This is a genomic window from Hymenobacter armeniacus, assembly GCF_014699055.1.
Classification (GTDB): Bacteria; Bacteroidota; Bacteroidia; order Cytophagales; family Hymenobacteraceae; genus Hymenobacter; species Hymenobacter armeniacus.
In genome coordinates this window covers 26,539-49,458 of the sequence record NZ_JACXAC010000004.1, presented here as the reverse complement: position 1 = coordinate 49,458, position 22,920 = coordinate 26,539, and the positions used below count along the sequence as shown (strand labels likewise).

Below are 22,920 nucleotides of genomic sequence, written 5' to 3'. Positions count from 1 at the left end.
CTGAGCAAAGCGAAGGACCTTATCACGTTAGAACGAATTGTTCTTCGGTGATAAGGTCCTTCGCTTTGCTCAGGATGACAGACGGGTTAATTACCCGTTCGTAACAACGCGGCGTCCTACTGCTGGCCCCCTTGCGTTTCGCCGGCTTTCTGGTCGTCGTTGCGGATGCTGCGGCGCGGCTTGGGCGGGGCGTTTTCAATTTTGCCGAAGCGGTAGCCGAAGGCCAGGCGGATGCCCCGCAGGGCGATGTAGTTGTGCTGCTCGAGGTTAAATAAGGGCGTGCTGACGGTGGAGTTGAGGTCGCGCCGGTCGGTGAGGAAGTTGTCGGCGTTGAGGGTGAGGTCGCCCTTTTCCTTCAGAATGGTCTTTTTGATGCCCATGGAGTAGTAGTTCCAGGCGGCGGCGCGGCCCTGCAGCTGCACGCGCGACGAGCTGATGCCGCCGTAGAACTGGGCGCTCAGCGTTTTGGTGAATTTGTAGGTCGAGTTGAGGTTGAGGTTGTACATCAAGCCCTCGTTGGTGGTGTTGAGGTAGCCCGAGCGCAACACCACGTAGTTGAAGGAGGTGGAGCCGCTCAGCTCCCACTTGGGGGTGGGCTTGAAGGAGCCGAACACGCTGGCGCCGTAGGTGTGGTTGCGGGCCACGTTGGCGTAGGTGGTCAGGGTGGTTTCGCCGGACCGGGACCGCACCGATTCGATGGCGTTGTTGGTCTGGCGCGTGAAGAGCGAGAAGTTCAGCACCGAGCCTTTCACGAAAGTGCTGTAGTTCAGCTCGTAGCTGTCGGTAAATTCCGGGTCCAGCGTGGGGTCGCCTTTGCTGATGTTGAATTTGTCGACGCGGTTTTCGTAGGGGTTCAGGTAGTAGATGTTGGGGCGCTGGATGCGGCGGCTGTAGGCCAGTCGCAGGGTATTGCCGGGCTTGCGGGTGTAGCTGATGCTGGCGTTGGGCAGCAGGCTGGTGTAGCCGCTGGTGAAGCGGGTGATGTCGTTTTGCTGGAAGCGGCCCACAATGTCGGTGCGTTCGAGGCGGGTGCCCACGCGGGAGTTCAGCTTCTTGCCCAGCGGGAAGCCGTAGGTGCCGTACACGGCGGCCACGTTCTGGTCGTAGTCGAACACGTTGGAGCGTTGCTGGTCAATGACGAAGGGCGCGTCGGTGCCGGTGGCGGTCTGAATCTGGTAGTCGCTCAGCACGCGGCGCAAGATTGCCTTGCCGCCCACTTCCACGCTGCGCTTGTCGCCGATGGGGTGCGTGTAGTCGGTCTGGAGCGTGGTTTCGAGGTTGCGCGAGAGGTTGTCGCTGCTTTCGCGGTAGTTGGGCAGGCCGGTGGCCGTGAACTGGTTTTCGTACTGGTTCAGGGAGTAGGGCTGCAGGTTGCGGTTGCGCGAGTGCTGGGCCAGCAGGCTCCACTCGCGGCGGGGCTGGCCCTCGAAGGTGCGCGTGTAGGTGGTGTTCACATCGTAGCTGGAGAAGTTGAAGGTATTCTCCGTGGCGCGGGTGAACAGCTGGCTGGGCGAGGGCCCGGCAATGTTCACGAAGTCATTGACTTGGTCGCTTTGGCTGTGGTTGCGGTTGAGGCTGCCGCTGAAGCCCACGGTGAGGCTGTGGTTTTTGGCGGGGTCGTAGTCGAGGCTCATGCGGCCGTAGGCGCCGCCGCCGAGGTTGTCGCCGCTGCCGTTCTGGCTCAGCCGCGAGACGACGTTGCCGGCCGAACCATCAAAGCTGGTGCGCTCCGAGGTGCTGGCGCTGGGGCTGTAGTAGAGGTAGCTGCTGAGGTTGGTGTTCACCCCCACCTTGCCGCGGCGCACGTTCAGGCTGCCGCCGGCGTTGGAGCTGCGGTTGCCGGCGGCGGCGTTCACGCTGCCGTTCACGCCCTGCAGGTTGTTCTTTTTCAGAATGATGTTCACGATGCCGGCCGTGCCTTCACCGTCGTACTTGGCGCCGGGCGTGGTGATGACCTCCACGGAGGCAATCTGGTCGGCGGGCAGCTGCTTGAGGGCGTCGGCCAGGTTGCCGGCCAGGATGCTGCTGGGCTTGTTGTTGATGAGCACCCGGATGTTGGAGGAGCCGCGCAGCTGCACGTTGCCGTCGAGGTCCACGTTCAGCAGGGGCACTTTGCGCAGCACGTCGGCGGCCACGCCGCCCTTGTTGGTGAGGTCGCGGTCGGCGTTGTACACAATGCGGTCGGGCTTCACTTCCACGGTTTCTTTTTCGCCGGTCACCGTCACGTCGCCCAGCTGCTGGGCCGTGGCGGTGAGGGCCAGCGAACCCAGGTCGGTGGTGCCGCTGGTCACGGTCACGTCCCGCGTAAGGGCCGCGTAGCCCAGGAAGCTGAGCTGCAGGCGGTAGACGCCCGGCGCCAGCCCGCGCAGGCTGAAGCGGCCTTTGTCGTCGGCCACGGTGCCGTCGATGGGCGTGTCGCCGGTGGGCGGCAGCAGGGCCACGGTGGCAAATTCGACGGGCTTTTTGGTGGCCGCGTCCTGCACGGTGCCGCTGAGACGGCCCGTGCCTTTGGGCGCTTCGGGCAGCACCAGCGGCTTGGGTGTGGCGGGCTTGGCAGCAGCTGGTGTGGTGGCAGGGGCCGCGGGCGTTTGGGCCAATGCCGGGGTAGTGCAAGCGGCCGCCAGCAGCGACCAGCCGAGTAGAGTATGTTTCATCAACAGAAAAAGGTGTGGCGAAGGATGCAGAAAAAAGGTGAGCGCTGCGCCCCAAGGGCGAAAAATTTTATAAGCTGCCGTTTGGCAGAAGGTGTATCAGGAAATAGCCGGTTTTATTACAAGGCGGCGAATTATTTTCGGTTGGTTTCGCCGCGTCGACTCTTTTTCGGCCTCAGGCCAAGTTGCGCCAGCGCAAAAATACATAGCCCAGCACCACGGCCGCGCCAAACCACAGCAGCTGGTACCACTCGTGCGGCGCCACGGCGGGCACCACCAGCCCCGGCACGGCCTTGAAGGGCGTAGTGGTGAGCGTGAGGAAGGGGCCGGCGTAGGGAATCCAGCCCACGTGCTCCCAGCGCATGAGGGTGAGCCCGGCCACCCAGCCCGCCATGCCCGCCGCCACCGGCAGCACAAAGCCCGACTGCCACTTGCTCAGCACGTACTGCACGCCCACAATACCCAGCGTGGCCAGGTAGGTGCGGCCCAACAGCACACCCAGCACATGAAACGGCGGCGCAAACTGCTGCAGCCGCAACTCCGGCCGCAGCGCTTGCAGCAGGTAGCCGCCGGCCAGCAGTAGGGCCACAAACAGCACCTGGGCCAGCGCATTCAGCCCCAGAATTATCAGGAGCTTGCTCAGCCACACCGGCAGGCGGCCCACCGGCAGCGCAAACAGGTGCTTCCAGCCCTCGGCCTTGTTCTCCACGCCCACCACCAGGCTGGTGAGCAGCACCACGAACAGCGGCAGCAGCACGGCGGCCGTTTGCCAGCTCATGCTGGCGTACTTCACCCAACCGTCGGCGCCGGGCTTTAGCATGAGGTGGCCTTTGAAGTAGAAAATGCAGAAGTTGAGCAGCACCGGCAGCACGCCGCTGGCCAGCGTGAGCCACAGCGCCGGGGTGCGGCGCAGCTTCAGCACATCGGCCGTGAGACTGCGTCCTAGTTGCACAAAAGGCCCCGGCACGGCCGGCAGCGCGGGAGAAGAGGAAGCAATGGCGGGGCTCATTGGGCAGCGGTGGTTTCGGTGAGGTGCAAAAAGGTGTCTTCGAGGGTGGGCTGCTCGCAGTGCAGGCCGAACACGGGCTGGCCGGCGGCCACCAGGGCGCTGGCCAGCGCGGCGGTGTGCTCCCGCGAGTGAAAAGGCACGCGCAGGGTACCCGGCGCAGCCACGGTGGCCTCGTGCAACTCGGGCAGCAGGCGGCGGCAGGTGGCGGCGCAGGCGGTTTCGAGCACCAGTTGGGCGCGGGTGTGCTGGCGGGCCTGCATTTCGGCCAGGCTGCCCTGAAACACCAGCTGTCCCTGCTGAATGACGCCCACGTGGGTCACCACTTTCTCCACCTCGCCAATGAGGTGGCTGGAGAGCAGAATGGTTTTGCCGTGCTCCTCGCGCAGCTGCCGCAGCAGGAGGCGCAGGTCGCTGATGCCGGCGGGGTCGAGGCCGTTGGTGGGCTCGTCGAGGATGAGCAGGTCGGGGTCGGGCAGCAGGGCCAGCGCCAGGCCCAGGCGCTGCTTCATGCCCAGCGAGTAGCCCTTCACCGGGCGGTGAGCGGCCGCGCTCAGGCCCACCTGGGCCAGCACGGCGGCGGTGCGGGCGGGCGCCAGGCCGCGCAGGCGGCGGGTGGCTTCCACGTTTTCGTGGCCGGTGAGGTGGTCGTAGAGCGAGGGGTTTTCGATGAGGGCGCCCACGCGGCTGAGCAGGGCCACCCGGTGCCGGGCCAGCTCGTGCCCAAACAGGCGCACCGTGCCGCTGCCGGGGCGCAGCAGCCCCAGCAGCAGGCGCAGGGTGGTGCTTTTGCCGGCCCCGTTGGGCCCCAGGAAGCCGTAGATGCTGCCGGCGGGCACGGCCAGCCCCAGGCCGTGCAGCACGGGCCGCTCCCCAAATCGGAACGAAAGGTCAGTGGTTTCGACAAGGGGAGCGGTATTCATTGCAGAAAGGAGAAGGTGAGAAAAGCGGTTGCAAACGGAATTCAATCGGTGGCTAGTATAGCTAAGTAGCTATTCTATTTTGGCGCCGGGCTGGGCGTGGCCGTTCTGGTGCAGGATGAGCCGCGCCACCTGGCCCGTGGCATTCTTGGCAAACTCTACCTGCGCGGGCACGCCCTTGACGGCAAACAGCACCGGCGACACGGCCTCGGTTTCGAACTCCGACTGCCCGGTGGCCTGCATAAACAGGCGGCCGTCGCGCTGGCGCACGGTGATGCGGAAAGTGGGCGCCAGCTCGTACACGCCCACGTAGGTGCCCAGCGTGGCCTGGTCGACGGCCACGGGGGCGCTGGGCACCGGGGCCGCCACGGCCGGCTGATGGTGCAGAATGCGCAGCAGCCCCTGGCGCAGCTCGGCCAGCGCTTCGCCGCCGTGGTTGTCGAGCAGCACAATCACCTGCTGGCGTTGCGGCACGCGCACCAGGTAGGAGCTGAAGCCGTTGATGCGGCCGTTGTGCTCCTGCGTCAGGGTGCTGTCGGCTTCGGCCCCGATTTTGGCTTTGTACACTATCCAGCCGCAGGCGTAGTGGTTTTTTAGGGGCGTGAAGAGCAGTTTTTTGCTGGCCGGGGAGAGCACCCGGTTGCCATCGAGGGCCTGGCTCCAGCGGTAGAGGTCGGGGGCGGTGGAGGTGATGGCGCCCGCCGCATACGGCACCGTCATGTCGAGGGCCGGGGCGGGCACGAGGCCGTTGGGGGAGGTTTCGTAGCCGGCGGCGCGGCGGGCGTCGGCGGGCTCCCACACATCGACGGACGTGGCTTTGAGCTTAAGCGGGCCCGCAATGTTGTCCTGAAAAACCTGCGCGTAGGGCTTGCCGGTCACTTTCTCGATGATGGCGCCCAGCAGCACGTAGTTGGAATTGCTGTAGTGGTACTGGGTGCCGGGCGCAAACTCCAGCGGCAGCGTCGAAAACAGCGCCACCAGCTGCGTGGGCGTGTGGGGCGTGCGCATCACGGCGGAGGCAAAGTTGGGCTGGGCCGTGTAGTTGGGCAGGCCGGCGGTGTGCGTCAGCAGCTGGTGCAGGGTGATTTGGCCGCCGGCCGGCTGGGGGTAGTCGGGCAGGTAGTCGGCCACGTGGCCGTCGAGCCTGAGCCGGCCTTTATCCACCAATTGCAGCACCAGCGCGGCCGTAAATTGCTTGGTGAGCGAGCCGATGCGGAATTTGGTGTCGGCGGAGTTGGCGCGGTTCTGCTCCCGGTTGGCCAGGCCGTAGCCTTTCTGCAGGAGGATGTTGCCGTGGCCGGCCACCAGCGCCGTGCCCGAAAACCGGCCGCTTTTTTCGTACTGCCGCACGAAGTCGTCGAGCTGCTGCGCCAGCGCGGGGGCGGGGGCAGCGGCGGTGGCCGGTTGGGCGTGAGCGGTGGGCTGGGCCAGCACGCCGGCAGCCCCCAGCAACCCAAGGAAGAACACGCCGGAACGGGCCACATGGAGGTAGAAGGTTTTTTTCATGGCAAAAGCAGTGAGAGTGGCGAGGAAGTGAGCGACTGGTGAAATCTGAGGCAAACCTAGACCCGCCAAAACATCGGCAAACCACTATTCAACCAATCCCGGTGCGGCTTCCGGCAACACCGCTTTTTTGCCCGTCAATCCGGCTTTGGGTTCCACCAACGGGTGCCTTGGGTTGCGGCAGCGGGTTGGTGTACCGGCGGCCGGCGTTGGGCGGGCCGGGCGGGGCGTTGGTTGAAACCGGGCCGGGCGCCATTGCCGCATTTCCTACCTTTCGACGTGGAAAATTCTCTTCTTTCGCCCGCCGCTGTTGTTTCCGCTGCCGCTCCTGAGCAGCCGGCCCGTGTCCGCGCGCGCGCTTCGGCCGGCTTCCGGTGGTGGCCGCGGGTGCACGACCACACGCCCGTGCCGTGGTGGGTACACCTGCTGCTGGTGGCGGTGCTGCTGGGCATCGATGCCCTATTGTATTACGCCATTCGCCTCAGCCCCAAAAGCACCGTGAAGCTCGATGCGGTGTGGTTTGTGCGCAACGCCGTGCTGGATGGGTTCACGGCGGCCTTGTTCTACTGGAACTGGGTGACGCTGTTTCCGCGCACGCTGCCGCAGGGGCGGCTGGCCACGTACCTGGCGCTGGCGCTGGCCTCGGCCGGGGTATTTGGGCTGCTGCGCATCGCCGCATCCAATGCGGTGTACTGGCTGATGAACGGCCACCAGCCCGGGCTGGCCGCCTACACGGGCTCGCTGTGGATAGGGCTGCTGCTGGGCGGCCTGCTCACGCTGGTGGCCAGCTCGGGCGTGCGCATGACCATTGAGTACCTGCAGGGCCAGCGCAACCGCCGCGAGCTGGAGCGCCAGCACCTGCTAACGGAGTTGGGCATGCTCAAAACCCAGATTAACCCGCACTTTCTGTTTAATACCCTCAACAACATCTACTCGCTCACCAGCCGCAAATCGGACCGCGCCCCGGAAGCCGTGCTGCGCCTGGCCGAGAGCATGCGCTACCTGCTCTACGACAGCGGCGCCGACGCCGTGAGCCTCGCCCAGGAGCTCACGCACCTGCGCAGCTTCCTGGAGTTGCAGCGCCTGCGCCTGCCCGCCGCCGAGGCCGAAACCGCCATCGTATTCACCACCCACGGCGCCATCGAGGCGGCCCCGCCGGTGGCCCCGCTCCTGCTGCTGCCACTGGTCGAAAACGCCTTCAAGCACGGCGACCTTGCTGCCCGCCCCGAAGCCATCCGGATGGAGCTGGAAGTGGAAGGCTCCGAGCTGCGCTTCTCGGTGCACAACTACGTGGCCGCCATCGCCGACCTGCCGCGCCAGCCCGGCGGCCTCGGCCTGCACAACCTGCGCCGCCGCCTGGCGCTGCTGTACCCGGAGCGCCACGAGCTGCACATTCGCACCCTGCCCGGCGAGTACGCCGTGGAGCTGGTGCTGCAGCTTGGCAGTGAGCAGTGAGCAGTGAGCAGTGAGCAGTGAGCAGTGAGCAGTGAGCAGTGAGCAGAAAGAACGTCATGCCGGACGATTGAGACATCCCGCGTGCTGAACTAACTCAATCGTCCGGCTCCCCTCTCCCTTGGGAGAGGGGCTGGGGGTGAGGCGCCCCGCTGCACGAAGCACGCGAGATGCCTCGGCTGCGCTCGGCATGACGTTCTTTTACAATACCCAAACCAACCGATACTAAACCCGCCTACCCCACATGCAACGCCTGACCTGCGCCATCCTCGACGACGAACCGCTGGCCCTCGACCTGCTGGCCGACTACTGCGCGCAAGTGCCGTTTTTGGAGCTGCGCGGGCAGTTTCACGATGCGTTGGCCGGCCTGGCGTTTTTGCAGGACAACCCCGTGGATGTGGTGTTCATGGACATTCACATGCCGCGCCTCACCGGCCTGCAGCTGGTGCAGCTGTTGCCCACGCCCGCCCCGCGCATCGTTTTCACCACCGCTTACGACCAGTACGCGGTGCAGAGCTACACCCTGAACGCGGCCGACTACCTGCTCAAGCCCATTGCTTTCGACCGCTTTCTACAGGCCGTAAGCAAGGTGCGACAGTCCCTTCCCAACAGCGTTGCCGGGCCGGCAGCCCCCGCCGCTCCCGAAGCCAGCGTCCCCGCCGCTGCCCCGGCTCCGGCCGATGCCATGTTCGTCAAAAACGAACACCGGCTGCAGCGCGTGGCGTTCGATGACATTCTCTACATCGAAGGCATGAAGGAATACCTGCTGCTGCACACGGCCAGCGCCGGCAAAATCCTGACGCTGCAATCCTTCCGCCGGGTGGAGGAAGTGCTGCCGCCCGAGCGGTTTGCGCGCATTCACAAGTCGTTTCTGGTGGCCCTTAGCCGCATCGAGCACGTAGAGCGCGGCAAGGTGCAGGTGGCAGGCCGCCTGCTGCCCGTGGGCGACACCTACCGCGAGTCGTTTGCAGAACTGATTCGGGCCCACAACCAGCTGTAGGGCGCCTGTGCGGGCGCCACCCGTCATTGCGAGGGCGCAGCCCGTGGCAGTCCGTCCTCTCCGTGCGACCAATCCTGAGGCGCGCTAAAGTCATAAAAAAGCCCCGGCACTGCACAGTGCCGGGACTTTTTACATTGCTATACTAGTCACTCAGCGAGAACGGATTACCGCGCTGCGCTCGCAACGACAGGTAGCACGCTTGCCTACTTCGCGGCCAGTTTGCTGGCGATTTCGGCCGTGTGCTTGCCCTGAAAGCGGGCGCCTTCGAGCTCGTTTTCGCTGGGCTGGCGCTCGCCCTGGCCGCCGGCCACGGTGCTGGCGCCGTAGGGCGTGCCGCCGGTCACTTCGTGGTGACCCATCTGGCCCTGCCAGGCATACGGCAGGCCCACCAGAATGAAGCCGTGGTGCAGCAGCGCGGTGTGCACCGCCCGAATGGTGGTTTCCTGGCCGCCGTGCTGGGTGGCCGTGCTCACAAACGCCCCGCCCACTTTGCCCACCAGCGCGCCCTTGGCCCACAGGCCGCCGGTGCTGTCGAGGTAGGCCTGCATCTGGCCGCACATGTTGCCGTAGCGCGTGGGCGTGCCGAAGATAATGGCATCGTATTCGGCCAGTTCCTCGGGCGTGGCCACGGGCACGTGGGCGAAGGCCTGCTGCGCACCCGTGGCCCCTATCTGGTCGAGAATGGCTTGGGGCAGGGTTTCGGGCACGCGCTTCACCACTACGTCGTTGCCGGCCACTTGGCGGGCGCCTTCGGCCACGGCTTCGGCCAGCTTCCAGACGTGGCCATAGGTGGAATAGAACAGCACAAGAGTCTTCATGTGAGGAAGTTATTAAGGGTTAAGAAAAAGAAGAAAAGACTACAGAACCATAGGTACGGGGCCGAGTGAAAATAAGCTTATACAGGCCCACTATTTAATGTAGGTACATTTAATACCCTTTAAGCCGGGGAAAGGTTGTTGGCGCTCTGCGAAATATATTCGGGCATGGATTGGTACCGAACGCTGCTTTGCTCGATAACCCAAACGGTTTGCACCCTGCTTGCAACCTTTTGGCGGCGGGGTGCCTCCCCTTTGCAGTACGCCTTGTGCGGGCCGGGCTTTGCCCCAACACCTTCGCCTTTCTATGCTGCAAAAAATGACCTTGTCTACTCCTTCCCTCGCCGGCCTGGGTTACCGGCTGCCGGCGTGAGCGCGGCCACCTGGTTTGCGTTCGGGGCCGACGACGTGCTGCCCGACCAAGCGGCCGCGCCCGTGGCGCCGCGCCTCACCGCCAGCCGCAGCTCGGCCGTGACCAGCCCGCCCACCGAAGCCGAGCTGATTGACGGCTGCCTGCGCGGTCGCCAGCTGGCCCAAAAGCTGCTCTACGATAAGTACGCCGGCAAAATGATGGCCGTGTGCCTGCGCTACGCCCAAACCACCTTCGAGGCCGAAGACGTGCTGCAGGAGGGTTTCCTGACGGTGTTTCGCACGCTGGCCAGCTTCCGCCGCGAGTGCCCGCTGGAGTTCTGGATTCGCCGCATCATGATTAACGCGGCCCTGCGCCAGCACCGCCGCAACGCCTCGCTGGTGGCCGTGAGCGACGGTGAATACCCGGAAACGTTGTCCAGCGAAGAATTTACGCTCAGCAACTACAATTTTCAGGAGCTGCTGGCCATGGTGCAAGAGCTGGCGCCCCGCTACCGCATGGTGTTCAACCTCTACGCCATCGAAGGCTATACCCACAAGGAAATCGGCGAATTATTGAGCATCACCGAGGGCACGAGCAAATCGCAGTACTCCCGGGCCCGCGTCATCTTACAAACTAAACTGGAGCGCCTCGGGGCTCCAACCCGCCATGTCAGCTAATCCTATCGACGATACCACTACGCCTAAAACCACCGGCAGCCTGGAGGAATTATTCCGCCACCACATGGGGGAGGAAGCCGCCGTGCCGCCGCGCCCCATGCTCTGGGACCAGATTGACAACTCCCTGCTGATACGGCAAAACGAAGTGTACCGCAAGCGCCTGGTGGCCACGCGCTGGGTGGCCGCGGCCAGCCTGCTGCTGGCCACGCTGGCCGGCACCGGCTGGTGGGCCCAGCACGACGGCAATTTTGGCAGCGCCGAGGTAGCCACCGCGCCGGCCGGCACCGCCCAGGGCCAGCACGGCGGGTACGCTGCCGCCCCCACACCCTCCCGCGCAGCCGACAACGCCGGCCAGCTCAATAGCACGAGCCGGCCGCAGCATTCGGCCACTTCCGCCGCTGCCCCCGAAGCAGCCACCGATGCAGCTGGCGCGGCGGGCACTTACGCTGCTTCGGAAACTGCCGGCTCGCGCGAGCGCAACGCGAATACCGCGCGCACCTACGCCGCCAACCCCTCGGCGGCCGACACTGGCTTCGGCTCAGCTTCGGTACGCCAGGGCTTCGAAAATGCGGCTCCGGCTGGCCGCTCCGGCAACGCCGGCCGCGTAGCGGGCATGTCGGCGGCCCAGCAGGCGGGCTCGGTGGCCGCAAGCCGCGGCGCCGTTATTGCGCAGGCCGACCCGGCTTCCGCTTCGGTGTCGGGTGCGGCTGGGCCTGCCCGCGTGGCGGAAAGCGGCGTGGTGGCCGCCAGCACGGTTCCCGCAAGCGGCGCCGTGGCTTCGGCTGTTCCGGTAGGCGGCGCCAGCGCTGCTGCGGAAGCAGCGGGGGGCACTTCGGCTTCGGCTGGGCTCTCGCCGGCGGCTTCGGTGGCCGGCCCCCAGCAGGTGGGCTTCCTCGCCGCCCGGCCGGCTACGCTCAGCCTGACCGATGCCGCCGCCCTGCCCAAAGGCCTGGCCACCGTGGCACTGCCCGAGCCGACTCCCGCAGCTGACTTTGGCAAGTGGCACTACGGCGTGAGCTACGCCGCTTCCGTGTACAATCCCAACGTCAATTTCTCGCGCAAAGGCATTGAGCCGGAGTTTGAATACAACCCCGCCCTCGGCCCCGACTCGCCGGCCCTGACCGAAGCCGCCGCCACCCAATACCGCGAAAACCTGCGCCCCGGCCTCAGCCAGCGCATTGCCCTGCTGGCCACCCGCCACCTGAAAGGCCACTGGTCGGCCAGCACCGGCCTGGAGTTCGTTCAGGCCACCGCCAAGTCGGCTTCTACCTCCGCCTTCGTGGGCGAACAGCTTTACGACCTGGGCTCGTTTACCAACAGCGACCTGCGCACCACCAATTTCCGCTATCGCATGGCCGGCGTGCCCTTCGAGGTGAGCTACTCCAACCCCGTGAAGCGCGGCTGGAGCTTCTACGGCCGCCTGGGAGGCGTGGTGAGCGCCCTGCTGGGCGCCCGCAGCGAGGTGGAGGGCGAGCCCGAAGCCACCAAAACGTACTCGGTGCTTACCGCCGGGGGGCCTTACCGCCGCGTGCTGGGCACCTTGCGCGGCGCAGCCGGCGCCCAATACCGCCCCGCGGCCGGCAGCTGGGCACTCACCCTGGGCCCCGTGGCCGAAATGGGGCTGGTGCCGCTGAACGCGCACCCGGCGCAGAGCTTCCTGGCGCAAAGCCGCCCCTACAGCTTCGGCATGGAAGCCGGCGTGGAGTTCGGGCGGTAGTAGGCAGAACCTGAAAAGAACGTCATGCCGCCACGTTTTTCTCGATTCCTCCGAAACCCAATTTCTCCGTTTATGGTTAAGGTAGGCTGACCTTTTCGGCCTACCTTTCCCGTTGCATGGAGTACCAACTTACCTCTGAATTCAAGCCCACCGGCGACCAGCCCACGGCGATTGCCAAGCTCGTGGAGGGCATCAACAACGGCGAGCCGGCCCAGGTGCTGCTGGGCGCCACCGGCACCGGCAAAACCTTCACCATGGCCAACGTCATTGCCGAAACCGGCAAGCCGGCCCTGGTGCTGTGCCACAACAAAACGCTGGCCGCGCAGCTCTACGGCGAATTCAAGGCGTTTTTTCCGAACAACGCCGTCGAGTACTACATCAGCTACTACGACTACTACCAGCCGGAAGCCTACATCGCCAGCACCGACGTGTTCATCGAGAAAGACCTGGCCATCAACCAGGAAATCGAGAAGCTGCGGCTGCACACCACCTCCACCCTGCTCAGCGGGCGGCGCGACGTCATCGTCATTGCCTCGGTGTCGTGCATCTACGGCATCGGCAACCCCGAGGAATTCGCCAAAAACGTCATTTTTCTGAAGCCGGGCATGCGCTACACGCGCAACAACCTGCTCTATCAGTTTGTGCAGATTCTGTATTCGCGCACCGAGGTGGAGTTTTCGCGCGGCACGTTCCGGGTGAAGGGCGACACGGTGGACGTGTTTCCGGCTTATGCCGACTACGCCATTCGCATCTACTTTTTCGGCGATGAAATCGAGTCGGTGCACAAGATTGACCCGGTGAGCGGCAAGAAGCTGAGCGACGAAGCCCACGGCATTGCCCTGTACCCGGCCAACCTGTTCGTGACGGGCAAAGAAACCCTGAATTCGGCCATCAAGCAGATTCAGGACGACATGGTGCACCAGCACGCCTACTTCGAAAAAGAAGGCCGCGACGCCGAAGCCAAGCGCATCATGGAGCGCACCGAGTTCGATTTGGAGATGATTCGGGAGCTGGGCTACTGCTCGGGCATCGAGAACTACTCGCGCTATTTCGACGGCCGCACGCCGGGCTCGCGGCCCTTCTGTTTGCTCGATTATTTCCCCGACGACTACCTGCTGGTGGTGGACGAAAGCCACGCCACCATGCCCCAAATCCGGGCCATGTGGGGCGGCGACCGCAGCCGCAAAACGGCCCTCATCGAGTACGGCTTCCGCCTGCCCTCGGCCCTCGATAACCGGCCGCTGACGTTTAACGAGTTTGAGAGCATGTTCCGGCAGGCCGTGTACGTGTCGGCCACGCCGGCCGATTACGAGCTGGAGCAAAGCGGCGGCATCATCGTGGAGCAGATTATTCGCCCCACCGGCCTGCTCGACCCCGAAATCGACATCCGGCCCAGCGTGAACCAGATTGACGACTTGCTGGACGAGGTGGACAACCGCGTGAAAATGGGCGACCGAGTGCTCGTCACCACCCTCACCAAGCGCATGGCCGAGGAACTCAGCAAGTACATGGACCGCCTCGGCATTAAGGTAGAGTACGTGCACTCCGATGTGAAAACGCTGGACCGCGTGGAAATCCTGCGCAAGTTGCGCCTGGGCGAAATCGACGTGCTCATCGGCGTGAACCTGCTGCGCGAAGGCCTCGACTTGCCCGAAGTGAGCTTGGTGGCCATTCTGGACGCCGACAAGGAGGGCTTCCTGCGCGACCAGCGCAGCCTCATCCAAACCATGGGCCGGGCGGCGCGGAATGACCGCGGCAAGGTCATTATGTACGCCGACCGCATCACGGGCTCCATGCAGCGGGCCATTGATGAAACGAACCGCCGCCGCGCCACCCAGCTGGCCTACAACCAGGAGCACGGCATCACGCCGCGCACCGTGCGCAAGAGCCACGCCGAAATCATCGGCCAAACCGACCTGGCCGACTACCGCGTGGTGGAAACCCAGGGCTACGCTGGCCCCGACTCCGACGGTGGCACCGCCCTGGCCCTGGCCGCCGAGCCCGTGGTGGCCATGATGACCCGCCCCGAGCTGGAAAAGCTCATCAAAACCACCGAAAAGCAGATGGAAGCCGCGGCCAAGGACCTCGACTTTCTCACGGCCGCCAAGCTGCGCGACGAGCTGGCTGCGCTGCGCACCATGCTCAAGGGCAAGCGCGAGTAGGGGTTTGGCACGGTATTCGGCAAAGGGGAAATGCGACCACAGTGGTCGCATTTCCCCTTTTTCTTTTTAGTGTTATGAAAACTTGGCTACTCTGGGCGGCCCTGCTGCCGGTCCGAATGGCTGCTGCGCAGTCGAACCACTCCTCCGTTATACCGCCCCTGCCCGAATCCAGTTTGCAATCATCGGTGAGCACCACCACGGTGAGCAGCACGCCGGGGGTGCGCTACCAATACCAACTGGTGCAACTCGACCCGTGGCAAGTGTGGCTGGCGCCGGCCTGGCGCGGCCAAACGAGGCTTGAGCCCGCCCGCAAGCTGTTTAACCCCGATTCTCCCGGCGAGCTCGACCGGATGCTGCTAAAAACCATGAACGAGCTGGCGGCCGACGGCTGGGAGCTGCTTGAAATTCGGACCGAGGTGCGGCCCACCAGTGCCGAGCAAAAAGTAGAGCGCGACCTGCAGTTCAACGACCCGCAACGGCCAGTGTATAAGTCCACCACCTCTATTTCCACGGCATCGCAAACGCGTTACCTATTCCGCAAGGCGTTGTAGCTTTAGCCGGCCAAGCAACCCCGCGCGGGTTATCGGCATCCGTTTGCTCACACCTCTTTTTTCTGCTTACTACGATGAACAACTTATTCTTCGCGGCTGCCGTGGCGGCCGTTTCGCTCGCCTCCTGCACGGCCCAGGCCCAAGTGAAGCAGCCCCGCCAGGTGGGCACGTTCCAAGCCGTCGCCTCCAGCGGTGGCATCGACGTGGTGCTGACCCAGGGCGCCACTACCTCGGTGCTGGTGGAAGCGTCGGAAAACGCCCAGAAACACCTCGTGACCACGGTAGAAGGCGGCATCCTCAAAATTGGCTGGGAAAACGGCTTTTCGTGGAAAAACCTGCTCAGCAACAACCGCAAGGCCAACGTGTACATCACCTGCCCGCGCCTGACGGGCCTGAGCCTGAGCGGCGGCGCCGACGCCAAAGGCCAATCGAATTTCTCGGCCGACAATTTCAAGATTAGCGCCAGCGGCGGCTCCGATGTGAAGCTCAGCCTCACGGCCAAAACCCTAACCTGCTCGGCTTCGGGCGGCAGCGACGTGGACCTGAGCGGCCGCGTGGACCAGCAAACCGTGGACGTGAGCGGCGGCTCCGACTACAACGGCTACAACCTGAAAAGCACCAAAGCCGACGTGCGCGCCAGCGGCGGCTCCGACGTGGAGCTGACGGTGGACGGCGAGCTGGCCGCCAGTGCCAGCGGCGGCTCCGACGTGCGCTACAAAGGCGCCGCCCGCGTGGCCAACGCTTCTCACTCGGGCGGTAGCAGCGTGCGCCGCGCCAATTAGCTTTGCCCCATGAGCCGCTGGCTACCTGAAGCCACTGGCCCTATTTTAAAGCCCAAACCTGACCGGTTTGGGCTTTTTTTGTACCAATCCATCAGCACAAAGCTCTTCGGCGGAGGCGATGCTCAGGGCTGCTTGTAGAGCACGCCGCCTTTCATCACCAGGCGCACCTGGCGCACGGCGGCTACGTCCTGCGTGGGGTCGCCGGCCACGGCCACCAGGTCGGCCAGCAGGCCAGGGCGGATGCTGCCGCGGTCGGCAAGGTGGAAAATCTGGGCGTTGCCGCTGGTGGCCTGGCGCAGCACCTGCAGCGGCGTGAGGCCGTAGTCCTGCACCAGCAGCTCCATTTCGCGGGCGTTGTCGCCGTGGGCAAACACGCCCACGTCGCCGCCCATGGCCAGCGTCACGCCCGCTTTCAGGGCGGCCTGCATGCTGAGGTGCTTGGCTTGCAGGCGCGGCGGCAGCGGCTCCTGGCCTTTTTTCCAGCCTTTGTATTGCGAGGTGGCGTCGCTGGCAGTCACGGTGGGGCACAGGGCCACGCCGCGCTTTTTCATCAATTGAAACACCTCCAGGGTGCCGTCGTCGCCGTGCTCGATGGTTTCGACGCCAGCCAGCACGGCGCGGCGCATGCCCTCGGGCGTGCTGGCGTGGGCCACCACGCCGCGGCCCGCCGAGCGGGCCGTTTGCACAATCAGAGCCAACTCTTCTTGCGAGAACGTGGGCTGAGCAGTGCCATTCAAGCCCCAGCGGTAGTCGGCGTACACTTTGATGACGTCGGCGCCCTTGCCGATTTGCTCGCGCACGGCCCGGACGATGCCGTCGACGCCGTCGGCTTCCTGCGCGCCTTGGGGCACATTTTCGTCCACCGAAAGCTTGGGGCCGTAGCTGCCCGTGGCCACCAGCGCCCGCGTAGCCACCAGCAAGCGCGGGCCGGGGATGAGGCCCTGGTCGATGGCCTGCTTGAGGCCGACGTCGGCAAAGCCGGCGCCTTCGGTGCCCAGGTCGCGGGCGGTGGTGAAGCCGGCCAGCAGCGTGCGCTGGGCGTGCGCCGTGGCCCGCGCCACCCGCAGCGCCTGCGATTCGAGCAGCACCTGGTCGTTCCAGGCGGCTTCGTTGTAGGGGTGCAGCAGCAAATGCGAATGCCCTTCGATGAGGCCGGGCAGCAGGGTGAGGCCGGGCAGCTCCAGGGTGCGGGCACCGGCGGGCGCGGCCACTTGCGCCGCGGGCCCAACGGCTACAATTCGCTCGTTTTCGACAAGCACGGCCCAGCCCACGTGCCGTTCCTGACCGTCGAACACGGCGGCCGGGCGTAGGAGCAAGGCCCCTGTGGCCGGTGCCAGCGCCCCGGCCTGGGCACGCGCCTGGGCCGGCAGCAAGCCCGCAAGCAACACGGCGCCGGCCCGACCCAAACGCCAGAAGGCCCTCAACCGGGCCGGGGCCGCGGCGGGCAAACGAAAACAATGCATACGAAAGGCGAAAAAGGCCGCCATCTGGGCGGCCCTCGCGAAGCTACGCCCTGGGCCGATTTATGCGGGCGCCTGGCCCTCCTCGCGCAGCGGAGCGGCCGGGCTAGGTGCCAGCAGCCGTGGCTGCACCAGCAGCTGGTAGGAGGCGCCCACCGGCACCGCTACTTTGCCAATGCCGAGTTGGTGCCGCTCTACTTTGTCGACCTTGTCGTTGGCCACCACGAAAGAGCGGTGCACTCGCGTGAACCGCTCGGCCGGCAGCAAATCGAGTGCTTCCTGAATGGTGAGGCGGGTCAGCAAGCGCCGGCCCGTGAGCACGAAGGTGACGTAGTTGCCGGCCGCTTCGAGGTACAGAATCTCGTCGAAGCGCACTTTCACCTGCTCGGGGCCGGTTTTTAGGAAGAAGTAGCCCGGGGCGGGCGCGGCCGGCGGCGCTGCGCGCAGCTGCAGCAAGGCCTGGGCTTTGTTGCAGGCCTTCAGGAAGCGGGCCAGCGAAAACGGCTTGAGCAGGTAGTCCACGGCATCGAGCTCGAAGCCCGTAACGGCGTGCTCGGAGTAGGCCGTGGTGAAGATGATGAGCGGCCTTTCGGCCAGGCTGCTCACGAATTCCAACCCTGAGATATCGGGCATGTTGATGTCGACAAACAGCACGTCCACGGCTTCGCGCTGCAAATACTCGAGCGCCTGAAAAGCATCGGTGAAGCAGGCCCGCAGCTCCAGAAACGGCACCTTGGCGGCCAGGGCGCGCACCACGTCCAGGGCAATGGGCTCGTCGTCGATGGCAATGGCTTTCATGGGCGGCGGGATGGACTGGCGTTGAAGCTACAGCTCCAGCGTGAGGTGCACAAAGTACTCGCCCAGGGTTTGGCGGATGGCTAGCTCGTGGCGGCCGGGGTAGAGCAGGGCCAAGCGCTGGCGCACGTTGGCCAGCCCGAGGCCGGAGGTTTCGTCGGGCAACGTGGCCTCCGACTTGGGGTGAATGCTGTTGTACACGTCGAAATACAGCCGGTTGTCGGTCACGTGCAGGCTCACCTTAATCCAGGATTTATGCTGCAGGCTGATGCCGTGCTTGAAAGCATTTTCCACGAAAGGAATCAGCAGCATGGGCGCGATGGAGCTGCCCAGCGGCACTTCGTCCAGGGCCGTGTCGAGGCTGATGCCGGGCGACGTGGCAATGCGCAAGGACTGCAGTTCGACGTAGTTGCGCAAGTAATCCAGCTCGCGGGCCAGCAGGATGCGCGGCTGGTGGTTTTCGTGCAGCATGAAGCGCATCATGTCGCCCAGCATCTGGATGCCCTGGGCGGTGCGCTCGCCGTTTTCCTGCAGGGCCGTACCGTAGAGCGTGTTCAGGGCATTGAACAGAAAGTGCGGGTTTATCTGCGAGCGCAGCAGTTCCAGCGTGGCTTCGGACTGCCCCAGCTCCTGCTTCAGCCCTTCGATGGCCTCCTGCCCGCGCGCCCGCCGCCGGTACAGCACCCACGACAGCGGCACCGTGAACAGGAACTGAAACAGGCTGTTCAGCATGGCAAAAACGGGCCCTCGGTCGTAATGGTCGTTGGTGAGGACCACCACGAGGTAACCAACGGGCACCATCGCCACGAGCAACACCAGGAACGCCTTCAGCAAATAGCGCAGCAACGGGCGCTTGCGGCCCCGCACACCGGGAATGAGCGAGCGGCTGGCAAAGCTGTGCATGGCGGCAGTCGACAGCGCCAGGATGTTCCAAAACAGAAACAGGCCGAGGTCCGCTTTGGCTTCCAGCAGCAGCAACAAGCCCATCACCCACACGCAGGCCAGCACCACTACGTCGCGCCGGATGGTGAGCGGAGACGAAGGCGGCGCGTCATCGCCTTGCGGCCACAGGAAGACGCCCAACTGGCGGATGAATGCAGGAATGCGAACCGTCATCAAATAATACATGCTGGTGAAAACGTTGGAGAATGGCTGGCCCCGCAGCAGCGACAAAGCAAGCGCCGTCGCTGCCAGAAGGCCCTTTCGGCAACAAGATTACTGGGCCATTGCCACCGGCTAAACTACCTGGGACGAATGCGGCGAATAATGTGACGAACCTGGCGATAATGCTCAGCACCTACCCCGCGTACATGAAAAAAGCCGGGCGCTGCCCGGCTCTTTTCGTCTGCTCTGCTACTTCAGCCCTTACTTTTTCAGCACGAGGTAGCCGTAAGCCGGCAGCGTGACCGAGGTGCCAACGGCCACGGTGCCGCCCTGTAGGGCATTGGTCCAGCTGCTGTTGGCCAGGGCGGCGGGCACCGCGAACGTCTGGGCCGAGTTGCGCACGTTCACCAGCACCAGGGCCTGCTCGGCGCCGGCGGTTTTGGTGAAGGCGCACACGTTGGCGGTGCTGTAGGACGTGGGCGTGCCCGTGCGCAGGGCCGTGCTGGCCGCGCGGGCGCTTAGCAGCTGCTGGTAGGCGCGTTTCACGTCGGAGCGCACGCCCCAGGTAATTTTCACGCCGGTGAAGGGAAACGGAATGGCGCGGCTCATGCCCACTTCCTGGCCGTTGTACACGAAGGGAATGCCTTTGTACAAGGCCGCAATGACGAAGGCCGACATGGCGCCCGCGTCGCCGCCAAACAGGGTGACCGGGCTGCCGTCCGAGCCGTTCACGTCGTGGTTGGTGATGAAGCGCACCACCTGCTGCGTGCCGGTGGCGCCCGAGTACTCGCTGGTATTCAGCGCATCAAACACCGTGGCCGGCTGGTTGCTGCGGTACACGTTGTAGATGCCGCCGTAGAAATCGAACCCGAAGTTGTAGTCGAAACCGGAGGCAAAGTTGGCCGGGCGCTTGCCCTCGGCCAGCAGCAGCAGCTTGTGGCTCTTCACGTTGCGCAGCGTGTCGACGGCCTGCTTCCAGAAGTCGGCGGGCTGGAAGTCGGCGTAGTCGAAGCGAAAGCCGTCCACGTTGGCCGTGAACACCCACGACTTGATGGCCGATATCATTTCGGCGCGCATGTAGGCGTTGTTGAAATCGAGCTGGGCCACGTCGTTGTAAGTCGTGCCGTTGTTCGACACCGCCTTGATGGCGCCGTTGGCCTCGTGCACGTACCAGTCCGGGTGCTGGGTTATCCAAGCGTTGTCCCAAGAAGTGTGGTTGGCCACCCAGTCTAGCATCACGGTCAGGCCGCGGGCGTGGGCGGCGTCCACCAGGGCGCGCAGGTCGGCCAGGGTGCCAAACTCGGGGTTCACCGCCCGGTAGTCCTTCACGGCGTAGGGCGAATTCACCGCCTTGCTATCGGTGCCAATCGGGTAAATGGGCATGAGGTACAGCACGTTCACCCCAATGGCCTTGATGGAATCGAGCCGCGCCGTGACGCCGGCCAGGTTACCGCCCTGGCTGAAGGCCCGCATGTTGACCTGGTAAATTACCGCGTCTTGGCGGTTGGGCACCCCGGCGAAAGGCGTGCCGTACTGCGGCGGCGTGGGCGTCGACGTGATGGTGGGGAAGGTCACATCGGGCGGCGGAGCGTCTTTGTGGCAAGCCGCCAGCAGGCCCACGGTGCCCAGCACCAGCGCCGCAGCGCGCGCAATTCGTTGAGTAAACATGTCGAGAAAGTCTATGATAAAATGAGTTACGCGAATACGCCAGGCCGCTATCGCTTCACCGGCTTGAAGCTGACGGCCGCCCCGCCGCCCGGCGCCAGCTGCAGCGTCAGCGACGATTTGCTGGTCACCACTTGCTTGCTGATGCGGTAAGCCATGGGGTTCTTCTGCCAGTCGGCGCCCGGGCCGTCGGCGTAGATGGTGGCCTCGTAGCGCTGGCCCGGCGTGAGGAAATCGAGCTTGAGGCGCTGCTTGCGGGCGTTTTCGTCGGTGATGGCGCCCAGGTACCACTCGTCCTTGCCTTTGGCGCGGCGCAAGGTGGTGAGGTAGTCGCCGGGCTCAGCGGCCAGCACGCGGGTGTCGTCCCAATCCACGGGCACGTCTTCGATGAACTGGAAGGCATCGAGGTGCTTTTCGTAGGCCTCGGGCAGGTCGGCGGCCATTTGCAGGGGCGAGTACATGGTCACGTACAGGGCCAGCTGCTTGGCCAGGGTGGTGTGCACCTGCTTGCCCTTATTCCGCTCCGGGTTCCAGTCGTCGAGCTTGATTTGGAAAATGCCGGGGGTGTAGTCCATTGGCCCGCCCATGAGGCGGGTGAAGGGCAGGATGGTTTCGTGCTCGGGCGGGTTGCCGCTGCTCCAGGCGTTGAACTCGTTGCCACGGGCGGCTTCGTTGGCCAGCCAGTTGGGGTAGGTGCGGTGCAGGCCGGTGGGGCGCACGGCCTCGTGCATGTCCACCATTATTTTGTTATCGGCCGTGAGCTGGGCGGTGCGCACGTAGTGGTTCACCATCCACTGGCCGTCGTGGTGCTCGCCGCGCGGGATGATGCGGCCCACGTAGCCGGTTTTCACGGCGTCGTAGCCGTGCTGCTTCATGAAGCGGTAGGCGGCGTCCTGCCGGCGCTCGTAGTTGGTGACCGAGCTGCTGGTTTCGTGGTGCATGATGAGCTTCACGCCCTTGCCGGCGGCGTAGCGCTGCAGCTCGTCCACGTTGAAATCGGGGTATGGCGTCACGAAATCGAACACGTTTTCCTTCCAGTTATTGGCCCAGTCTTCCCAGCCCACGTTCCAGCCTTCCACCAGCACGCCGGGGATGTGGTGCCGGGCCGCGAAGTCGATGTACTCCTTCACGTGGGCCGTGGTGGCGCCGTGGTGGCCGTTGGGCTTCAGGGCATTCCAGTCGGTATTATCCAGCTTGATGTTCGACACGTCGGCGTAGTTCCAGCTGGCGCGGTTCACGTGCATCTCCCACCACACGCCCACAAATTTCTGCGGCTGAATCCAGCCGGTTTCGGCCACTTTGCTGGGCTCGTTCAGGTTCAGGATGAGCTTGGACGAGAGAATGGCCGGGGCGTTGTCGGCCACCACCACGGTGCGCCAGGGCGTGTGCTCCGGCGCCTGCAGGTAGGCCTTGGCGCCGGTGCCGGTGGCATCGGGCACGAGCTGGCTGCGCAGGCCGAAGGTCTGCGTGTCCACGTTCAAGAACATGGCCGGGTAGTTCACCAGCGCGGCCTCGTGGATGTTGACGTACAGCCCGTTGTCCGACTTCAGCATCAGCGGCGTCTGCACCCGCTTGGGGTCGGCTTTCTGCTGAATGGCTTCAATGGGCGTGGTGTTCACCTCGCTCAGCCGGCTGGTGGTGTAGGCGTACTCGTTCGAGTCGTAGTCGCCCGGAATCCAGAAGGCCTTGTGGTTGGCCGGCAGGTTGAACTCAGTGTGCTCGTCCTGCACCGTGAAGTAGCCCAGGTTGGGCTGCGCCGGAAACTCGTAGCGAAAGCCCACCCCATCGGCAAACACCCGAAACACCACGTCGAGCAAGCGGCCGGGGGCGGCCGGCTGGCGCAGGTGCACCGTGAGCTGCCGGTAGTGGTTGCGAATGGTCTTCACCTCGCCCCACACCGGCGTCCAGGTTTCGTCCACGTCTTTGGTGTCGCTGCCGGCCAGCTCCAGCGGCCCTTCGAAGCCCTTGCCATCGGCAAAAGACAGGCCCAGCCGCGAAGGCTTGATGACGGATTTCGTGCCGTAAGAAACGGCGTAGGTGGGGCGGCCGTCGGCGCCCAGCGCCACGGTCAGGCTCACCTGGTCGAGGCGGGCGGTGAGCGGGGCGGCGGCCTGGGCGTGGGCACCACGCGCCGCCGTCAGCAGGCCCAGGGCCAGCAGCAATTTTCTCATAAGTCAAGTGCCGAAGCACCAGGGCCGGCGGGCCTGGCCGCCATCGGTTGGAGTGGGAAGGTAACAAAGCTAGCGCCTCCCCCTCCCGCCCGTACCTAATCAAAGACGGATATAGAAAATATCAACCCGTCAAGACA

17 protein-coding genes are annotated in these 22,920 nt (G+C 64.7%); 7 read left to right on the top strand and 10 right to left on the bottom strand.

Features of this window, described 5'->3' with window-relative positions; genetic code table 11:
* Nucleotides 1-116: 116 nt before the first annotated feature.
* From IC234_RS11755 to IC234_RS11740, 4 genes are all read right to left on the bottom strand, one after another.
* Entirely contained in the window at nucleotides 117-2,654 is a 2,538-nt protein-coding gene (locus tag IC234_RS11755; RefSeq protein WP_190924780.1) for a TonB-dependent receptor domain-containing protein, read from the bottom strand.
* Between the two features lie 172 nt (nucleotides 2,655-2,826).
* Nucleotides 2,827-3,660 (bottom strand): ABC transporter permease, encoded by an 834-nt coding sequence (locus IC234_RS11750; RefSeq protein ID WP_190924778.1) that lies wholly within the window; start codon nucleotides 3,658-3,660, stop codon nucleotides 2,827-2,829.
* On the bottom strand, nucleotides 3,657-4,580 hold the full coding sequence (locus tag IC234_RS11745) for an ATP-binding cassette domain-containing protein (RefSeq protein ID WP_190924776.1): 924 nt from the start codon (nucleotides 4,578-4,580) through the stop codon (nucleotides 3,657-3,659). Before IC234_RS11745 ends, IC234_RS11750 begins: the two co-directional genes overlap by 4 nt.
* Before the next feature lie 69 nt (nucleotides 4,581-4,649).
* Nucleotides 4,650-6,083 carry a serine hydrolase gene (locus IC234_RS11740; protein WP_190924774.1) on the bottom strand — a complete coding sequence of 478 codons (1,434 nt, stop codon included), beginning with the start codon at nucleotides 6,081-6,083 and terminating at the stop codon, nucleotides 4,650-4,652.
* A gap of 276 nt (nucleotides 6,084-6,359) precedes the next feature.
* On the opposite strand from IC234_RS11740, the gene IC234_RS22180 reads away from it, so the two are divergent.
* A complete protein-coding gene (locus IC234_RS22180; protein ID WP_190924772.1) occupies nucleotides 6,360-7,535 on the top strand; it encodes a sensor histidine kinase in 1,176 nt (391 codons plus the stop codon).
* A 241-nt stretch (nucleotides 7,536-7,776) separates the two neighbouring features.
* Complete coding sequence (locus IC234_RS11730; protein ID WP_223827643.1) at nucleotides 7,777-8,532, top strand: LytR/AlgR family response regulator transcription factor; 756 nt, start codon at nucleotides 7,777-7,779, stop codon at nucleotides 8,530-8,532.
* A 203-nt stretch (nucleotides 8,533-8,735) separates the two neighbouring features.
* Here the strand turns inward: IC234_RS11730 and wrbA are convergent, their stop codons facing one another.
* A complete protein-coding gene (gene wrbA / locus IC234_RS11725; protein ID WP_190924770.1) occupies nucleotides 8,736-9,350 on the bottom strand; it encodes an NAD(P)H:quinone oxidoreductase in 615 nt (204 codons plus the stop codon).
* 366 nt (nucleotides 9,351-9,716) lie between these two features.
* On the opposite strand from wrbA, the gene IC234_RS11720 reads away from it, so the two are divergent.
* The 5 genes from IC234_RS11720 to IC234_RS11700 all read left to right on the top strand — a co-directional run bounded on the left by IC234_RS11720 (nucleotide 9,717) and on the right by IC234_RS11700 (nucleotide 15,588).
* Nucleotides 9,717-10,376, top strand: coding sequence for an RNA polymerase sigma factor (locus tag IC234_RS11720; protein ID WP_317173370.1), 660 nt, complete (start codon nucleotides 9,717-9,719; stop codon nucleotides 10,374-10,376).
* On the top strand, nucleotides 10,366-12,093 hold the full coding sequence (locus tag IC234_RS11715; RefSeq protein WP_190924766.1) for a hypothetical protein: 1,728 nt from the start codon (nucleotides 10,366-10,368) through the stop codon (nucleotides 12,091-12,093). Before IC234_RS11720 ends, IC234_RS11715 begins: the two co-directional genes overlap by 11 nt.
* A gap of 116 nt (nucleotides 12,094-12,209) precedes the next feature.
* Entirely contained in the window at nucleotides 12,210-14,255 is a 2,046-nt protein-coding gene (uvrB, locus tag IC234_RS11710; RefSeq protein ID WP_190924764.1) for an excinuclease ABC subunit UvrB, read from the top strand.
* Between the two features lie 74 nt (nucleotides 14,256-14,329).
* Nucleotides 14,330-14,806 (top strand): hypothetical protein, encoded by a 477-nt coding sequence (locus IC234_RS11705; protein WP_190924762.1) that lies wholly within the window; start codon nucleotides 14,330-14,332, stop codon nucleotides 14,804-14,806.
* A 74-nt stretch (nucleotides 14,807-14,880) separates the two neighbouring features.
* Nucleotides 14,881-15,588 carry a head GIN domain-containing protein gene (locus tag IC234_RS11700; protein ID WP_190924760.1) on the top strand — a complete coding sequence of 236 codons (708 nt, stop codon included), beginning with the start codon at nucleotides 14,881-14,883 and terminating at the stop codon, nucleotides 15,586-15,588.
* A 122-nt stretch (nucleotides 15,589-15,710) separates the two neighbouring features.
* On the opposite strand, the gene IC234_RS11695 is transcribed toward IC234_RS11700, so the two are convergent.
* From IC234_RS11695 to IC234_RS11675, 5 genes are all read right to left on the bottom strand, one after another.
* Nucleotides 15,711-17,051: a metal-dependent hydrolase family protein gene (locus IC234_RS11695; protein WP_190924758.1), complete on the bottom strand. Its 1,341-nt coding sequence runs from the start codon at nucleotides 17,049-17,051 to the stop codon at nucleotides 15,711-15,713.
* 60 nt (nucleotides 17,052-17,111) lie between these two features.
* The gene (locus tag IC234_RS11690; protein WP_190924757.1) at nucleotides 17,112-17,846 is read right to left on the bottom strand and encodes a LytR/AlgR family response regulator transcription factor; all 735 of its coding nucleotides are present in this window, start codon (nucleotides 17,844-17,846) and stop codon (nucleotides 17,112-17,114) included.
* Between the two features lie 27 nt (nucleotides 17,847-17,873).
* Nucleotides 17,874-18,959, bottom strand: coding sequence for a sensor histidine kinase (locus IC234_RS11685; RefSeq protein ID WP_223827642.1), 1,086 nt, complete (start codon nucleotides 18,957-18,959; stop codon nucleotides 17,874-17,876).
* A 249-nt stretch (nucleotides 18,960-19,208) separates the two neighbouring features.
* Nucleotides 19,209-20,615, bottom strand: a complete 1,407-nt coding sequence (locus tag IC234_RS11680; RefSeq protein ID WP_190924752.1) for an alpha-amylase family glycosyl hydrolase — start codon at nucleotides 20,613-20,615, stop codon at nucleotides 19,209-19,211.
* 47 nt (nucleotides 20,616-20,662) lie between these two features.
* On the bottom strand, nucleotides 20,663-22,783 hold the full coding sequence (locus IC234_RS11675) for a glycoside hydrolase family 97 protein (RefSeq protein WP_190924750.1): 2,121 nt from the start codon (nucleotides 22,781-22,783) through the stop codon (nucleotides 20,663-20,665).
* Between the last annotated feature and the right edge of the window lie 137 nt (nucleotides 22,784-22,920).

What these genes read in the sequence shown, in the direction of transcription:
- IC234_RS11755 (WP_190924780.1), bottom strand. Translation starts at nt 2,654, where the DNA reads ATGAAACATACTCTACTCGGCTGGTCGCTGCTGGCGGCCGCTTGCACT.
- IC234_RS11750 (WP_190924778.1), bottom strand. Translation starts at nt 3,660, where the DNA reads ATGAGCCCCGCCATTGCTTCCTCTTCTCCCGCGCTGCCGGCCGTGCCG.
- IC234_RS11745 (WP_190924776.1), bottom strand. Translation starts at nt 4,580, where the DNA reads ATGAATACCGCTCCCCTTGTCGAAACCACTGACCTTTCGTTCCGATTT.
- IC234_RS11740 (WP_190924774.1), bottom strand. Translation starts at nt 6,083, where the DNA reads ATGAAAAAAACCTTCTACCTCCATGTGGCCCGTTCCGGCGTGTTCTTC.
- IC234_RS11730 (WP_223827643.1), top strand. Translation starts at nt 7,777, where the DNA reads ATGCAACGCCTGACCTGCGCCATCCTCGACGACGAACCGCTGGCCCTC.
- wrbA (WP_190924770.1), bottom strand. Translation starts at nt 9,350, where the DNA reads ATGAAGACTCTTGTGCTGTTCTATTCCACCTATGGCCACGTCTGGAAG.
- IC234_RS11715 (WP_190924766.1), top strand. Translation starts at nt 10,366, where the DNA reads ATGTCAGCTAATCCTATCGACGATACCACTACGCCTAAAACCACCGGC.
- uvrB (WP_190924764.1), top strand. Translation starts at nt 12,210, where the DNA reads ATGGAGTACCAACTTACCTCTGAATTCAAGCCCACCGGCGACCAGCCC.
- IC234_RS11705 (WP_190924762.1), top strand. Translation starts at nt 14,330, where the DNA reads ATGAAAACTTGGCTACTCTGGGCGGCCCTGCTGCCGGTCCGAATGGCT.
- IC234_RS11700 (WP_190924760.1), top strand. Translation starts at nt 14,881, where the DNA reads ATGAACAACTTATTCTTCGCGGCTGCCGTGGCGGCCGTTTCGCTCGCC.
- IC234_RS11695 (WP_190924758.1), bottom strand. Translation starts at nt 17,051, where the DNA reads ATGCATTGTTTTCGTTTGCCCGCCGCGGCCCCGGCCCGGTTGAGGGCC.
- IC234_RS11690 (WP_190924757.1), bottom strand. Translation starts at nt 17,846, where the DNA reads ATGAAAGCCATTGCCATCGACGACGAGCCCATTGCCCTGGACGTGGTG.
- IC234_RS11685 (WP_223827642.1), bottom strand. Translation starts at nt 18,959, where the DNA reads ATGACGGTTCGCATTCCTGCATTCATCCGCCAGTTGGGCGTCTTCCTG.
- IC234_RS11680 (WP_190924752.1), bottom strand. Translation starts at nt 20,615, where the DNA reads ATGTTTACTCAACGAATTGCGCGCGCTGCGGCGCTGGTGCTGGGCACC.
- IC234_RS11675 (WP_190924750.1), bottom strand. Translation starts at nt 22,783, where the DNA reads ATGAGAAAATTGCTGCTGGCCCTGGGCCTGCTGACGGCGGCGCGTGGT.